At 39.7% G+C, this 16140-nt stretch carries 11 protein-coding genes; 7 read left to right on the top strand and 4 right to left on the bottom strand.

Annotation, left to right across the window (positions count from 1 at the left end; genetic code table 11):
- Positions 1–166: 166 nt before the first annotated feature.
- Complete coding sequence (locus FTU80_RS08020) at positions 167–2377, bottom strand: TonB-dependent receptor domain-containing protein (protein WP_180084697.1); 2211 nt, start codon at positions 2375–2377, stop codon at positions 167–169.
- Positions 2378–2649: 272 nt separating this feature from the next.
- Here FTU80_RS08020 and tig point away from each other — a divergent pair, with 272 nt between their 5' ends.
- From tig to FTU80_RS08000, 4 genes are all read left to right on the top strand, one after another.
- A complete protein-coding gene (gene tig / locus FTU80_RS08015; RefSeq protein ID WP_180084696.1) occupies positions 2650–3981 on the top strand; it encodes a trigger factor in 1332 nt (443 codons plus the stop codon).
- Between the two features lie 194 nt (positions 3982–4175).
- Positions 4176–4781 (top strand): ATP-dependent Clp endopeptidase proteolytic subunit ClpP, encoded by a 606-nt coding sequence (gene clpP / locus FTU80_RS08010; protein ID WP_078192707.1) that lies wholly within the window; start codon positions 4176–4178, stop codon positions 4779–4781.
- Positions 4782–4810: 29 nt separating this feature from the next.
- Positions 4811–6121, top strand: a complete 1311-nt coding sequence (clpX, locus tag FTU80_RS08005; protein ID WP_078189661.1) for an ATP-dependent protease ATP-binding subunit ClpX — start codon at positions 4811–4813, stop codon at positions 6119–6121.
- A gap of 163 nt (positions 6122–6284) precedes the next feature.
- Positions 6285–6998 carry a DUF2846 domain-containing protein gene (locus tag FTU80_RS08000; RefSeq protein ID WP_180007185.1) on the top strand — a complete coding sequence of 238 codons (714 nt, stop codon included), beginning with the start codon at positions 6285–6287 and terminating at the stop codon, positions 6996–6998.
- Between the two features lie 66 nt (positions 6999–7064).
- Here the strand turns inward: FTU80_RS08000 and FTU80_RS07995 are convergent, their stop codons facing one another.
- Positions 7065–8591, bottom strand: a complete 1527-nt coding sequence (locus tag FTU80_RS07995) for a fumarate hydratase (RefSeq protein WP_180084695.1) — start codon at positions 8589–8591, stop codon at positions 7065–7067.
- A 675-nt stretch (positions 8592–9266) separates the two neighbouring features.
- On the opposite strand from FTU80_RS07995, the gene FTU80_RS07990 reads away from it, so the two are divergent.
- The 3 genes from FTU80_RS07990 to FTU80_RS07980 all read left to right on the top strand — a co-directional run bounded on the left by FTU80_RS07990 (position 9267) and on the right by FTU80_RS07980 (position 12874).
- Complete coding sequence (locus FTU80_RS07990; RefSeq protein ID WP_180084694.1) at positions 9267–9638, top strand: GNAT family N-acetyltransferase; 372 nt, start codon at positions 9267–9269, stop codon at positions 9636–9638.
- 343 nt (positions 9639–9981) lie between these two features.
- Positions 9982–11202 (top strand): OprD family outer membrane porin, encoded by a 1221-nt coding sequence (locus FTU80_RS07985; RefSeq protein WP_180034916.1) that lies wholly within the window; start codon positions 9982–9984, stop codon positions 11200–11202.
- Positions 11203–11251: 49 nt separating this feature from the next.
- Positions 11252–12874 (top strand): alkaline phosphatase, encoded by a 1623-nt coding sequence (locus FTU80_RS07980; protein ID WP_180084693.1) that lies wholly within the window; start codon positions 11252–11254, stop codon positions 12872–12874.
- A gap of 152 nt (positions 12875–13026) precedes the next feature.
- Here the strand turns inward: FTU80_RS07980 and FTU80_RS07975 are convergent, their stop codons facing one another.
- Together FTU80_RS07975 and pta are read right to left on the bottom strand one after the other, a co-directional pair.
- On the bottom strand, positions 13027–13701 hold the full coding sequence (locus FTU80_RS07975; protein ID WP_180084692.1) for a phosphatase PAP2 family protein: 675 nt from the start codon (positions 13699–13701) through the stop codon (positions 13027–13029).
- 260 nt (positions 13702–13961) lie between these two features.
- A complete protein-coding gene (gene pta, locus FTU80_RS07970) occupies positions 13962–16103 on the bottom strand; it encodes a phosphate acetyltransferase (RefSeq protein ID WP_180034913.1) in 2142 nt (713 codons plus the stop codon).
- Positions 16104–16140 lie beyond the last annotated feature (37 nt).

The raw sequence follows: 16140 nt of genomic DNA, 5'->3' as shown, positions 1-16140 counted from the left end.
GTGCTAATTAAGGCTATGTTTTTTATTAAGTATTGATAAAACATATTATTGGTTTGTATTTGATTGAGATTATAAATATAGCCATGATTGTGAATTAAATAAGCATAAATCGTAATTGTTAATGCAAAAAAAACCTGTCGAAACAGGTTTTTTATTATGTGGTTATTTAGAATTTAAAGGTTGTACTTAATTGTACACGGCGGCCTTCCTGAGTATTGCTATAACGGTTGTAGTAGCTATTGGCTACTTTCTCATAATCGTTAAAGTCTTTATCAAAGACATTGTACAGAGCAACCCCAATATCCCAATTTGGGGTGACATTAAAGTTTGAACCCACATGTAATAGCGCATATTCTTTGTAGTCGCCTAAAGCGTCATACACTTGTTGATTAGCTGTCGTGAGATTGTCATAAGTTGATGTGAAGCGTGCACGTTCACTTCGATACTCACCACGCGCCCATAAATTCACAAAGTCAGCAGCTTGCCATTTAAGTGAAGCATTGACCATATGTTCTGGTGTGTCATTAAGTACAGGATTACCTAAACTGCTATCTTTAATTTCAGTTTCAGTCCAAGTGTAGTTCAGACCAAGTTTCCAATTATCGGCAAATGCCCAGTTTAAACCGGCTTCAATACCATAAACTTCAGCTTCTTCGGCATTCACAGGACGAGTCACATTCCATGAATCTGGTGTGCCACGGTTATAATCCATCACCCACGGCGTTCCCACCGATGCCATGAATGCTTCACAGTCCGCTTTAGACCAATTAATACCCGAAGTTGTTGTGTTATCAGTATTACAGCTAATTTCTTTATTGCCCGTCATAATTTTATCTTCAATTTGGCTAAAGAAAGCTGTTACGTTGAAGTCAAAATTATTATTGGTAGAAAAGTATGTACCAAGTTCAAAGTTTTTGCTGGTTTCTGGTTTTAGATTTGGGTTACCAAAAGTAGGTGTACGACCTTGACCGCTGACATTGACAACGCCATCGGTCAGTCTTTCTAAACGTGGGGCTTTATAACCCTCACTATATCCACCTTTGAATGTCCAGTTTTCATGTGCATTCCATACCAAATATGCACGTGGCGTCCAAAAGTCACCAAAGGTATCGTGGTCGTCATAACGAAGACCAAGTGTTAATGCAAGATTATCATTCAGCGACCAAGTATCTTCAGCAAATAGGCCCAATTGCTCAAAAGAAACTTCTTTTTTTACACGTAAACCATCACTGATACTGGCTTCCCACCATTGACCGCCTAGAGTAATGCGGTGGTCTTCAAAATGTTGAGTGGTAAATTTAGTATCAAAAATCGTATCTTCACTTTCTAATACGCGAGGTGTAATCGCTGTTGACATTCCTTGTGCACGTGCAGGAATTAAACGTCCAATCGTCTCAGTTTGCGTATTGGTAATACTTGACTCAAGTTTACCAATAGCATTATTCCAAGTATGTGCGAGGATCATTTTCTCACGGTTATATTCTTGAGCATCACCATAACCACCGTTTGCACCAAGAGTGCCTAATTGACCTTTGCTATTGTCATACCATTGTTCAGTTTTTTCATATTCAACTGAAATATCATGGTCGCTATGCGGTGTCAGGGTTAAGCGAGCACCGATTGTTTCTAGATCTGATTTAGTTGGGTTATTTCCGCCACTAAGTTCAGCACCAGTATCATCGTCATCACTACGTATTAAATCTGATTGATCACGTTCCGCTTTACGTGCACGGATTTGTAAGCCCAATAAATCTTGAATGATCGGCCCTGTTAAAAATGCATCGACAGCGCGTTGGTTACCAAAGTCTGAGTGATTTGGCAGCATTGTCCCTTCTAACGTGACCGAACCTGTCCATTCTGGTGAAACTTTTTTGGTAATGATGTTGACTACACCACCAATTGCATCAGAGCCATATAAAGTTGAAGCTGGCCCGCGGATGACTTCGATGCGTTGTATAGCTGAAACGGGCGGAATAAAACTATTATTCGACTCACCAAATCCGTTAGGGGCAATGTCACCTGTACTATTTTGTCGGCGGCCATCAATTAAAACCAAGGTATATTCGGCGTCCATACCACGAATACGAATATTTAATCCGCCGGTTTTCCCTGCTGTAGGGCTAATATCGACACCTTCTACATCACTTAATGCATCTGCAACGGATGTGATTCGCTTATTTTTTAAGTCTTCAGCTGTAATCACGGTAATTGAAGCAGGAGCATTCTTGATCTTTTGTTCAAAGCCCGCTGCAGAAACAACAATGGTTTCCATCTGTTGAGCTTGAGATTCAGTCGTTTCAGCATGTGCGAAACTCGTAGTAGTTACAATTGCCCCAAATAAAGCAGCGGAAAGAGGGTTGAGATTAAATTTACTCATAAAAGAATACCAAATATGGACAAGATAAATATATGAAAATAAATTAAAAAAATATCATTAAGAATAATAGTGAGAAAGTTTCTCATTTTCAATGGTGAATTAAAAAATAATCAATATTTCTTCGAAAAAAGCTGAAAAATTCTAAAAATAAGAAGGGCATCCATGCCTGAATTTATAGTGTTATAATCCATTTTTGTATATCTTTAATTGTTGTCATATAATGTGGCACTTTTTTTTAAAACTGTTTTAACTAACAAATTATCGAGGAAGCCATGCAAGTAACTTCTGAAGCGGTTTCGGGCGTTGCCCGTCGTTTAAATGTATCTGTACCGACGAGCCGTATTAACGAGCAGTTTGAAGCTCGCTTGAAACGCACTGCCAAAACTGTGAAGATCAACGGCTTCCGTCCAGGTAAAGTACCTGTAAACGTTGTTCGTCGTGAATACGGTGCTGGTATCTATCAAGAAGTTGTAAACGACATCATTCGTGACACAGTATTCGAAGCGATCCAACAAGAAAAAATCAATGCTGTTGGTATGCCAAACATTGAAAAAACTGAAATGAAAGATGATGCTTTAGTTTATGAAGCAACTGTAGAAGTTTATCCAGAAGTTGAAGTTAAGTTCGAAGGCCTAGAAGTTGAACGTAAAGCAACTTCAGTTGACGACAAAGACGTTGAGAAGATGATTGAAAATCTTCAAAAACAACGTGCTTCATGGGTTGAAACTAAAGGCATGGCTAAAAAAGACATGCAAGTAACTTTCGACTTTGAAGGTACTGTTGATGGCGAGAAGTTTGAAGGCGGCGCTGCTGAAGACTTTAAACTCGTTCTTGGTTCTGGTCGTATGATCCCTGGCTTCGAAGACGGCATCGTTGGTATGAAGAAAGGCGAAGAGAAAGTTATCGATGTAACTTTCCCTGAAGACTACCAAGCTGAAAACCTTGCTGGTAAAGCTGCTCAATTCAAAATCACTGTTAAGCTTGTTGAAAAACAAAAACTTCCAGAAGTTGATGCTGAATTCTTAAAAATCTTCGGTCTAACTGAAGAAGAAGGCGTTGAAAAACTGAAAGCTGACGTGCGTAAAAACATGGAACGTGAAGTGAAAAACGGTCTTCGTAACCAAGTGAAAGGTGCAACTTTTGATGCGCTTGTAGCTGCAAACGAAGTAGAACTTCCAGAAGCAATGGTTGCTCAAGAAATTGACCGTCAACGTCAACAAATGATCCAACAATTCACTCAACAGTTTGGTGCTCAAGGCGCTAAAGCGTTTGATTCAAGCATGCTTCCAGATGACCTATTCAAAGAGCAAGCTGAAAAATCAGTTAAACTTGGCGTATTGGTCAGCAAAGTATTAGCTGATGCTAAAATTGAAGTTGATGCTGCACGTGTTGATGCTTACATCGAAGACATGGCTTCTTCTTACGAAGATCCTAAAGAAGTAATTGAATACTTCAACAACGATAAACAGCAACGTGCTCAAATCGAAGCTGTTATTCTAGAAGACCAAGTTGTAGATCACATCTTAGCTTCTGCTAAAGTAACTGATACAACTGTGAGCTATGAAGACTTATTGAAAGAGCAACAAGCTCGTCAACAAGGCTAATTTCTAGCTTTCAAAAAAAGGCGCATTAAGCGCCTTTTTTTATCGAAATTTGCCCCCAAATAAGTTGTCCTGATTTCACAATGCTTATGAAAAAAATATCTGTTATTTAATTGGGAATCTTTTGCAATTTCGACAAATATCCCTCATATTGTGAATTATGGGTTGAGTCAGAAAAATTTAGGAATAAATAACGTATGTATGTTCCAACAATTGAAAACGCACTAGTGCCAATGGTGGTAGAACAGTCATCTCGTGGCGAGCGTTCTTTTGATATTTATTCACGCCTTTTGCGTGAACGTGTGATTTTTTTAACCGGTGAAGTTGAAGACAACATGGCAAATTTGATTGTTGCCCAAATGTTGTTCTTAGAAGCAGAAAACCCAGATAAAGATATTCATTTATATATTAACTCACCAGGCGGTTCGGTTACTGCAGGTATGGCGATTTACGATACCATGCAATTTATTAAACCTGATGTTGTGACTTACTGCATGGGGCAAGCAGCATCGATGGGTGCATTCCTGCTTAACGCCGGTGCTAAAGGCAAACGTTACTGTCTTGAAAATGCCCGTGTCATGATTCACCAACCCCTTGGTGGTTTCCGTGGTCAGGCATCTGACATTGAAATTCATGCACGTGAAATTCTATTCATCAAAGAACGTTTAAATCGTTTAATGGCAGAGCATAGTGGTCAAGACTACGAAACTGTTGCTCGAGATACTGACCGTGACAATTTTATGACAGCGCAAGCTGCGAAAGAATACGGTCTTGTGGACGAAGTTTTATCTAAACGCCCATAAGTTTTAAAGAATTAATTATTGGAGTAAATATGTCCGAACATCCTCAAGGACAAAAGCATTGTTCATTTTGCGGTAAAACGCAGTCTGAAGTCGGGAAACTGATTGCAGGTGAGGACGCGTACATCTGTAATGAGTGTGTGGACGTATGTCTTGACCTAGTTCAGACCAGTCAGCAAGTTGAATCAAATGACTGGGCAACTCGTCCTTTACCAAAACCGCATGAAATCCGTGCTGCGCTTGACCAATATGTGATTGGGCAAGATGTTGCGAAAAAGACCCTCTCTGTTGCGGTATACAACCATTATAAACGCCTAAAAGTTGGCACTAGTGGTAAAAAACCAGAAGACGGTGTAGAGATTTCGAAAAGTAACATTATGTTGGTTGGACCAACAGGTTCAGGTAAAACGCTGCTTGCTCAGACACTTGCGCGTCTTTTAGATGTGCCATTTGCGATGGCAGATGCAACGACTTTAACTGAAGCCGGTTATGTGGGTGAAGACGTTGAGAACATTGTTCAAAAACTCCTTCAAAAAGCCGATTACGATGTAGAAAAAGCACAAAAAGGCATTATCTATATCGATGAAATCGACAAAATTACCCGCAAGTCTGAAAACCCATCGATTACTCGTGATGTATCGGGTGAGGGTGTTCAGCAAGCGTTATTGAAAATGATCGAAGGTACGGTTGCGTCGATTCCGCCTCAAGGTGGTCGTAAGCATCCGCAGCAAGAATTTATTCAAATTGATACTTCAAATATCCTGTTTATCTGTGGTGGCGCATTCTCTGGTCTAGAGAAAATCGTACAGCAGCGTCAGGAAAAAGGAGGTATTGGCTTTACAGCTGAAGTGCGTAAGAAAGATGAAACTAAAAAATTATCTGACTTATTCCGCCAAGTTGAAGCGACAGATTTGGTTAAATTCGGTCTGATTCCTGAATTTATTGGTCGTTTGCCAGTCATTGCAACCTTGGAAGAACTCGACGAAGAAGCATTGATGCAGATTCTGACTGAACCAAAAAATGCATTGACACGTCAGTACCAATATTTATTTGAAATGGAAAATGTTGACCTCGTATTTGAAGACTCAGCATTGCGTGCCGTGGCTAAAAAAGCCCTTGACCGTAATACGGGTGCACGTGGTCTACGTTCGATTTTAGAAAATTCATTGCTTGAAACGATGTATGACCTACCAAGTCGTTCAGATGTGGGTACGGTTGTCGTCAATGAAGCGGTGATTAATGGTGAAGCGGAACCTGAATTTAAATCAGAACGTCAACCAAAGAAAACTGAAGAAGCTGCACCGAAGTCAGATTTAAAAGTTGTGAACTCTAAATCTGCTTAAGCGCTATTCGTCTGAAACGTGTGTAAATCCAAGATTTGCACACGTTTTTTATTTCCAAAAATAAAAGCAGAATGTTAATCTCAGCAGGATGGCGTGGATGCCTGAATGTAAAAAACTGAAAACAAAAGTGTAAAAATAAAAAAAGACGCAGTGAGGGATAATCATGCGTGGAGTTGCAATTCTACTTTTAAGCAGTGTAGCGCTGCTGGGTTGTCATGGAAAATCAGCCGTTGAGCAAACGTCATTGGCTTCAACATTAAAGCCCGTGGATCCTGAAAGTACACCGGGTCATATTGAGCAATATCGCTTAGGTATGTTTACCATTGGTGGTTGGGTCAATCAGAAACAAGGTCGACATTTTCAAGAAGTGAAAGCTCAGCATGACCAAGCAGCGATTGTGTACTTATATCGTCCAGACAGTAAATGGAACCGTCAAGAAATTGTGGCCAGCAGCTTATTTCTGAATAGTGAGCGTATTCCAAGTTTATTGAATAATCATTATTACTGGGTGGAGTTACCGGCAGGGAATTACCGCTTATCGTCCAGTCGCCCTTTGGGGGTGAATCATTTTCAAAAGCCTAAATATTTAGACTTTGATGTTGAAGCAGGTCAAACTTACTTCATTAAATATGATGAAGAGAATTTATCCAGTAAAAGAACGGTTTCAGGGCCATTGCTGCTCATGCCTGAAAAAATTGGTCGAAATGAAATCGCATTTACAGAGTTGAAATCCAACAGTTTTAACTTTGTGGCAGAAGATCAAAACACTGGAAAAGTGCGGAAAAGTGCGCAGAAGTTGAAGGCACCTCATTATGATCCTGCGGAAGATGTGCAGTTGACCAAGCCTTTTAAACTGTGGAATCCATTAACTTGGTAGAATCTAAACAGTGACAATAAAAAAGCACCCGATGGGGTGCTTTTTTAGATCTTGAATGTGGTGAAATTAGTTCGTAGCAGCATCAACTACTGGGATTTTACCAATTTTTGCTTGCCAGATTTTTGGTGCAGTTGCGTGAACAGAAGTACCATTTACGTCAACAGCTACAGATACAGGCATGTCTTTTACAACAAATTTGTAGATCGCTTCCATACCTAAGTCAGCGAAAGCAACCACTTCAGCTTCACGAATCGCTTTCGATACTAAGTACGCAGCACCACCAACAGCCATGAGGTAAGTTGCTTTGTTGTCTTTGATAGCTTCAACAGCAGCAGGACCACGATCCGCTTTACCAATCATACCGAACATGCCAGTTGCTTCAAGCACTTGACGTGTGAACTTATCCATACGTGTTGCAGTTGTTGGGCCAGCAGGACCAACGACTTCGTCACCGACTGGATCAACAGGGCCAACGTAGTAAATAAATTTACCTTTTAGGTCAACTGGAAGTTCTTCACCTTTGTTTAACATGTCAACCATACGTTTGTGCGCAGCGTCACGACCTGTATAGATTGTACCGTTAAGAAGTAGTGTGTCACCTGGTTGCCAAGAGTTCATTTCTTCTTGAGTAATGTTGTCTAAGTCAACACGTTTAGACGTTGATGAATCCCAAGTCACTGCAGGGTAGTCTTCAAGGCTAGGCGCTTGAATATGCGCTACACCTGAACCGTCTAATTGGAAATGCGCATGACGAGTTGCAGCACAGTTTGGAATCATACCTACTGGTTTACCCGCAGCGTGACATGGGTAGTCTTTGATTTTGATATCAAGAACAGTGGTTAAACCGCCAAGACCTTGAGCACCAATACCTAAAGCATTTACTTTTTCGAAGATTTCGATACGAAGTTCTTCGATTTGGTTTTGTGGGCCACGACGAAGTAATTCGTCCATGTTGATTTCTTCCATTAAAGCTTCTTTTGCAAGCATCATGGCTTTTTCAGCAGTACCACCAATACCGATACCGAGCATACCAGGAGGACACCAACCTGCACCCATTGTTGGAACAGTTTTAAGTACCCAATCTACGATAGAGTCAGAAGGGTTAAGCATTGCAAGCTTAGATTTATTTTCTGAACCACCACCTTTAGCAGCAACAGTAATATCAACTTTATTACCCGGAACGAGTTTGTAGTGAATTACAGCAGGGGTGTTGTCTTTGGTATTTTTACGACCAAAAGCAGGATCAGCTAATACTGATGCACGAAGAATGTTTGAGTTTTCAAGATAACCTTGACGTACACCTTCGTTGATTGCATCGTCTAGGCTCATGGTTAAATCAAATTTAACGTCTAAGCCCACTTCAAGAAATACGTTCACAATACCCGTATCTTGACAGATAGGACGATGGCCTTCTGCACACATACGAGAGTTAATTAAAATTTGTGCAATCGCGTCTTTTGCGGCTTTGTTTTCTTCACGGTCATACGCACGGCTCATCGCTTGGATGAAGTCCTGTGGGTGATAGTAAGAAATGAACTGAAGCGCATCTTTTACCGATGTGATCAAGTCATCTTGCTTGATAATAGTTGTCATACAAATATCTCTTGAGCGGGCTGATAGCTAGCGGGCTAAATTATAAGACAAAAACACAGTTGTGTGGGTATTTCGCTTAATCTTTGGCCGAAAGTTTAATAGGGTTTAACAGTGCCATGTTTCGCTGCCATCAATATCCTAAAAATGACGTTTTCACTGTCATATTTCATGAAATATTTGTCACATAACTAGAGGAGAAGATTTGTTTTTGTTTCTAAGATTTTGAAATTAAATAATATTTATTATTTTTGAATATTTCATATTTGTCATATAACTGTCATAAAACTTTTACATAATGACGTCATCAAAGTTAGAGTGTGAAATATATGGTTACTCCAGTGTTGTCAGTTATTGGTTTTTCTCTGTTTATCGCAGCAACTTGGTTCTACGGTCAACAAGAAGATCAAGCCTAAAGCTTTATCTTCTTTTTTTTGCTTTAAATTTTATAAAAATAATATTCTTCTTCAAATCTTCAAATCTTCAAATCTTCAAATCTTCAAATCTTCAAATCTTCAAATCTTCAAATCTAATCATGAGTAATAGCTAATTTTTAGTCTTGGCATTAGTTTGCCTCAGAGTGATAATCATCGTTGATCGCTAGAGCTTTCAATTTTTTACTAAACTTTAATTATAAACGCTAAATTTTGAAGTAATTAATTGAGAGATAAAATAAAAATGAGCTCTGTTACTGTACGACCAACTGTTGAATCAGATTGGGAGATACTGAAAAATGTACGGCTAGAAGCATTACAAGACAGTCCCGATGCATTTACAGCAACTTTTGAAAAAACTAAAACTCATAGTGATTCTGAATGGCGTGATAGAGCTGCGCAAAAAAGACCATGCCAGTTTCTATTGGCATTTGACGGAATGAGAGCTGTAGGCATGGTTGGAGGTACTATTGATAAACAGCATGAATTTACTGTAGTTGCAATGTGGTTGTATGAGAATTATCGGGGAAACAGTGTTGCTGATCTTTTAATATCTAGTCTACAAAATATGCAGCAAACCAAGGTTATACAAAAATTGTACTTCGTGTTGAATTAACTAATTTACGAGCTACTCAATTTTATTCTAAACAAGGTTTTATAAAAGTTCTTGAGCAATCTTCTTTAAAATCAGGCTTAGAGCTTAGCAGTCAAAAAATGGAGTGCTTGCAGTTCTTTTAATGGTCAACTTTTTTCGTATATAAGTGCTTAAAAAAAATAACTCTAATTTTTATATTATCAAATATTTATATTAAACATTTGTTTTATTTTTCATGTAATTGTCATGGGATTGCAAGTGTATTGTCATACAGAGTCTTTAGGTTATTGCAGTATTTCTCAAGGACCAAAGAGGTTAGACGTTGAATTACAAAGCACTCATCTGCTGTATGGTTTTCACCCCCATGCTGACAATGCAGGCAGCACAAGCAGAATTTATTAAAGATAGTAAAGCAGAAATAGATTTTAAAAATTATTATTTTGATCAAGATCAAGAGCCTAACGATAAAGATTCGACAGTTTGGGGACAAGGTATTGAATTGAGTTATCAATCTGGCTTTACCGAAGGTCAAGTCGGTTTTGGTTTAGATGCGACTGCGGCAGCAGGTATACGTTTAGACGGCAGTAAAGATAAAGCCAAAAATTCGTTGATGTTTCCTTTAGAGGGTGATGGTAGTCCAACAAATTATTGGACACGTGCATATCCCACTTTAAAAGCGCGCTATCAGAAAACTGATGTAAAAGTCGGGGAGTTACGCCCTAATTTACCCATTTTAAGTCGAAGCTTTGCTCGCTTGCTCGAATCTGCCTATTTAGGTGGTCAAGTCACTTCTAAAGATGTAAAGGGATTGACTTTAACGGGTGGTTACGTCACTAAAGCAATTCCACGTGCATCACGAGATGCGTCAAAGCTTTCTATTAAAGGCGCGACTGAAACCAGTGATGGGTTTATGTTTGGCGGTGCGGACTGGAAGCCCAATAAAAATTTAACGCTACAGTACTATGCAGGTGAGCTAGATGATTTTTATGTACAGCAATTTATCGGCGTGAAACACAAATTTCCATTCAGTGAAAACCAGAGTTTTAATACGGACTTACGTTTATTTGATACTCAAGCGACTGGAGCTAATGAGCGTGGTGAAAAAGGCTATGGTGCCAAAGTAGATAATCAGACAGCCAGTGTAGACTTCAAATACAAATTTAAAAATCATCAGCTGCAATTTGGCGCGCAAAAAATTGGTGATGATGGCGATTTTCTGCATATGAATCAGGGCAGTTTAGATAATGGTGCGGATGGTACGTTCATTTATTTGCCAACAAATCGTCTGTTGCAGAACTTTACTAATGCAGGCGAAAAGTCCACATGGTATGGCTATCGATATGACTTCAATAATCAATACTTAAAAGGCTTAAATGTATCGTTCCTGAAAGTACAAGGACGTGACTTTGGTAAATGTGGTTGTGCAACTGAGTCCGAAATTGACTATACCTTGCGTTATAAAGTTCCAGAAGGGAAATTCAAAAATTTAGGTTTTACCGCTCAGTACGGAAAATTCAAAAAAAGTACAGGAACTAAGCAAGAACAAAGCCGTATCTACTTGACCTACACCATGCCAATTTTCTAATCCAAAACTGATCAGATTAATTTATTAATAAGTTTATAGAGAAATAAAAATGAATCATATTAATTCGAATCGTCGTCAATTCTTAAAGGGTTTGATGGGAGTCGGGTCTTTAGCGTTATTTTCTGGACTGAGTCCAGTAAGCACGTGGGCAAATGCCAAATTTCCGATTAGTCCGTTTCAATTAGGTGTTGCCTCAGGTGAGCCTTGGCCAGATGGTTTTGTGATTTGGACGCGTGTTGCACCATATCCACTTTCTGTAGATGGTGGGATGCCGAAGGAAGCAGTTGAAGTAGATTGGGATATTGCTACAGATACTGAATTTAAAAAAATTGTGCAAACTGGCAAAGCACAGGCACATCCTGACTTGCATCACACCGTGCATGTGGAAGTGGCCGGTTTAGCACCGATGACACGTTATTATTATCGATTCCGGCTATCTGGTTATGAAAGCCCAGTAGGCACGGCAAAATCAGCACCTGCCGCGCACCAAATGCCAGAGCGAGTTCGAGTCGCTGTAGTGGGATGTCAGCATTATGAAACTGGCTATTACACCGCTTATGATTATTTGAGCCAAGAAAAAGATATCGATATTGTCTTTCACTATGGTGATTACATTTATGAAGGGCCAGAGGGTAAAGGCGGGGGACGTGCAATTGGAGATCTAAGAGTTTCAATTCCTGCACGTCAACATATTGGTCCTGAAATTCAAACTTTACTGCAATATCGTATTCGTTATGCACAGTACCGTGCGGATCCCGATTTACAAGCTGCACATGCATCTGCACCTTTTGCGATGACGTTTGATGATCATGAAGTGGATAACAACTGGGCTGCAGATATTGAAGAAAAAGGCGAGAAGAAAGACATATTTTTACTGCGTCGCGCAGCAGCGTTTCAAGCATGGTATGAATATATGCCTGTGCGTTTAAAACAGAAGCCGAACGGCCCAGATATCCTTGCTTACCGCACTTTAGATTATGGCAAAATGCTACGGATGAATATTTTGGATACACGCCAGTACCGTTCTCCAATTTTATGCACCAAAGCTCAGTTAGAAGATGGGTTTGATAAAGTAGATTACTGCCGTACTGAGAATAGCCGAAATGAGCAGGTTCTTGGTAAAGCACAAGAGCAATGGTTGGCGAAGCAAATGCGCCATGATAAGCGTTGGAATGTCTTGGCACAGCAAATTCAGGTTATGCCTTGGGTACGTTATAACAAATCAGGCAAAGCTTATTTTGGGAAAGATACGTGGAATGGCTATCCATACGCACGCGAGCGCTTGATTGAATCTATCAAAAAAAATGCACCTCATGGTAATACAGTAATTTTATCAGGAGATTTGCATCAATATTTTGCAGCGAATATTCCAAGTGATTTGAATGATTTTAAGAGTCCATCGATTGCAACCGAATTTTTAACTACATCGATAACCTCTACCGGCAATGGTCAACCAATCCGTCCAGGGCAGGAAGATGTGCTGAAGTTAAATCCACACATCAAATTTATCAATGATCAACGCGGTTATCAGACTTTAGACTTTTTTAAAGACTATATGCGTACAGACTTAAAGGTTCTAGACTTTGTTGAAAAACCAGGTGGAAAAATGACGACCGTAGCAAGTTTTGAAGTGGCTTACGGCAAGCCAGAACTGAAGCAGATTGAATCTTAATAAAACGGTATCAAAATACTTCTGCTAAATTAAATAAAGCGCTTAGATGGTTCTAAGCGCTTTATTTTTATATTGGACATGCACATCTATTAAAAACCACTGCCCATGCATGTGATCTACTATCTATGCAATGGGACAAGATGCTGATTTTTTTAATCAGATTTTGTATGTGTGGCAGAAATAAGATGGTTAATTTCAGTTTTGGCTTTGATCATATCGGCTTGGAACTGTGGATCTGCCTGCAAGCGTGAAAATTGTGCTGCTCCCATAATACGGCCAGCATCGACATCACTTTGCCAATGCATATTGCACACGACTCGGCTTTGACCAAATTCAATACCACGTTTAAGAATTTGACTTTGACGCTCAGGACGTAACTCTGCTAAGACTAATGCATATGTCCAACCGATAGTTGTATGTCCAGAAGGATAGGAAACATATTGATTTTTTTCATTTTCTTCTTCAGGAGTACAAGTGCTGACATTAAAATAGCCATATGGACGTTCACGGCTATATTTCTTTTTTGCAGTTTGAGTAGAGTATCTACTATCAAGTTTAATCTTTCTTAAAATTTCAAATAAAATAGGTGTATTTTTCTCATTAATTTCTACGCCAAATGCAGGTGAAAAAGGTCGCCCTAAGTGTGCATCTGAAACATCAGCATCAATTTGTGCTTGCTGCCAGCGAGCCGTATTTTTCAAATATTGAGATTGTTTAAAAATACTTTGATCACGAATAAAATCTCCACTATAGGCTTGTGGAGGAGTAGATAATATTTCAAGACTATTTGGAGCTGAGTCAGGTGTTAGATATGAATCTGCGGCCATGGAGTGTGCGCTTAAGCAAACCCATATTAATGTAGAGATGGCACATGGAGTATAAAATTTTAAGTTTGTCATGATATAGCTAAGTTTTGAATAATTAAAAAAGCACTCATACCATAAGCAATAATATTGACTCTAAGATGACAAGAATTAATAAGATGAAAATTATCGCAATATAAATAAGATTGAAATGCGGGAAAATCGGAATGAATAAAAAAACCACCCAATCTTTCGAAAGGGTGGTTTAGAACTCGAAACTAAAATTAAGCTTCTTGCTGTTCGGATTGGATTGCCGTTAATGCAATGGTAAATACGATGTCATCGACCAAAGCCCCACGTGACAAGTCATTTACAGGCTTGTTTAAACCTTGCAGCATTGGGCCAACACTGACTACATTTGCAGAACGTTGAACTGCTTTATAGGTTGTATTACCTGTATTTAAATCAGGGAAGATAAACACATTGGCACGACCAGCCACTTTCGAGTCAGGTGCTTTAGAGCGTCCCACACTTTCCACCGATGCAGCATCGTATTGAAGCGGGCCATCAATAAGTAAGTCTGGGCGGCGTTCTTTGGCAATACGTGTTGCTTCAGCCACTTTCTCGACATCTGCACCTGCACCAGAAGTACCTGTTGAATACGAAATCATTGCGATACGTGGGTCAATACCAAAAGCTTTCGCTGAATCTGCAGATTGAATCGCAATCTCTGCAAGCTGTTCTGCATTTGGATCTGGATTAATTGCACAATCACCATATACATAAACTTCATCTGGTAACAGCATAAAGAACACAGATGAAACCAATGAATATTCAGGTGCGGTCTTAATCAATTGGAATGCAGGACGTACAGTATTTGCCGTAGTATGTACTGCGCCTGAGACTAAGCCATCCACCTGATCGAGTGCAAGCATCATGGTGCCTAAAACAACAGTATCTTGTAGCTGTTCGCGTGCTTGTAGATCATTGAGTTTGCCTTTACGCAGCTCAACCATTTTAGGCACATAGTTTTCACGAATCAGATCTGGATCAATAATTTCCAAATCATGTGGAAGTTCGATATTACGTGCTTTTGCAACTTCAATCACGGCTTCAGGTTTTGCCAATAAAATACAGTGTGCAATGCCACGTGATTGACAAATGGCAGCCGCCTGAATGGTGCGTGGTTCATCACCTTCAGGTAGAACAATTCGTTTTTTCGCAGCAATCGATTTTTGTACCAATTCATGACGGAATGCAGAAGGGGACAAACGGGGTTGATACGAACCATTTAATACTTCAGTAATCCACTCAGCATTGATGTGGCTTGAAACAAAGCGGGTCACTTGCTCTGCACGTTCGACGTCATCGACAGGAATTTCATTGCCTAAATTTGAAAGTTGTTGTGCCGTTTCAAACGTGCTTAAAGGCGTATGTAAAATCGGTAAGCCTTGCTTAATCGCGGTTTGGCAGAAATCTAAAACTTGTGGGTTCGGTTGATGATGTTCAGTCAAAACCAAACCGGCAAGTGGAATACCATTGCTACTTGCAAGGCTAGAAGCCAACAACACATCAATACGGTCAGAGGCGCTGATAATCAGTTCGCCTGCCACAAATTTGTGAAGTTCATGTTCAATATTAGATGCAACTAAGCTGCTATGCAGTACGCGGCGATGAGCAGCATCGCCTTGGTTGATCCATTCTGCTTGGATATGCGTCGCCAAGTCAGACATGCGCGGTACGCTGAGCGTATTACTAAATGGAACGAGGCCAATGACAGGTAGCTGTGTAGAACCCATTTGCGGATTACTTTGTTGTAATTCGAGTACAAATTTATTGGTATCACTGATTAAACGCAGATTTGGATCAAGCGTGACAGGAATTTGCGCAGATTCTTCTGGCAAACCACGTGTGCGCATAAACAAAACGCCCGCAGTACGTTCAGATGCTGCACCACCGAATTGGCGTAGAGAACTGTCAATTTTCTCAGCCGTTTTCGTGGCATTTTGAATATCTGCTGTGCTGACAATAATTACTTTAGCATCAAGAGCTTTTGCTAATGTCGCGTTCAGTTCTGAGGCAAAGTTATCTCGGCTGTTTGGAACCAAGCCTTCAACAATAATCAGATCATGCTTTTTTGCAATTTCACGGTGCAAACGAACTGCTTCTTCGAGCAATTCATCACTTTCATCATGACTCAGTTGTTTCACGATGGTGGCATGATGAATGGGTTCTACCGTTTCATTATTAAATAAATGACGATAAAGAGCCGTTGTACGGTCTACAGTATCTGCGACATTTTCCTGTGAAAATGGTTTCAGAAAACCTGCTTTGACCCCTTGGCATTCCAAAGCATAAATTAAACCTAAGCATGCAGATGTTAAACCTACACCTTCCCCAGTTGGCACGAGTAAAATTGTTTTCATACGGTGTCTAAATTAAAGCTAAAAATTAATATTGAAG

It is taken from the genome of Acinetobacter sp. YH12145, from assembly GCF_013418335.1.
Classification (GTDB): Bacteria; Pseudomonadota; Gammaproteobacteria; order Pseudomonadales; family Moraxellaceae; genus Acinetobacter; species Acinetobacter amyesii.
Note: the sequence above shows the minus strand (reverse complement) of the source record. Positions and strands in the feature narration are given on the sequence as shown.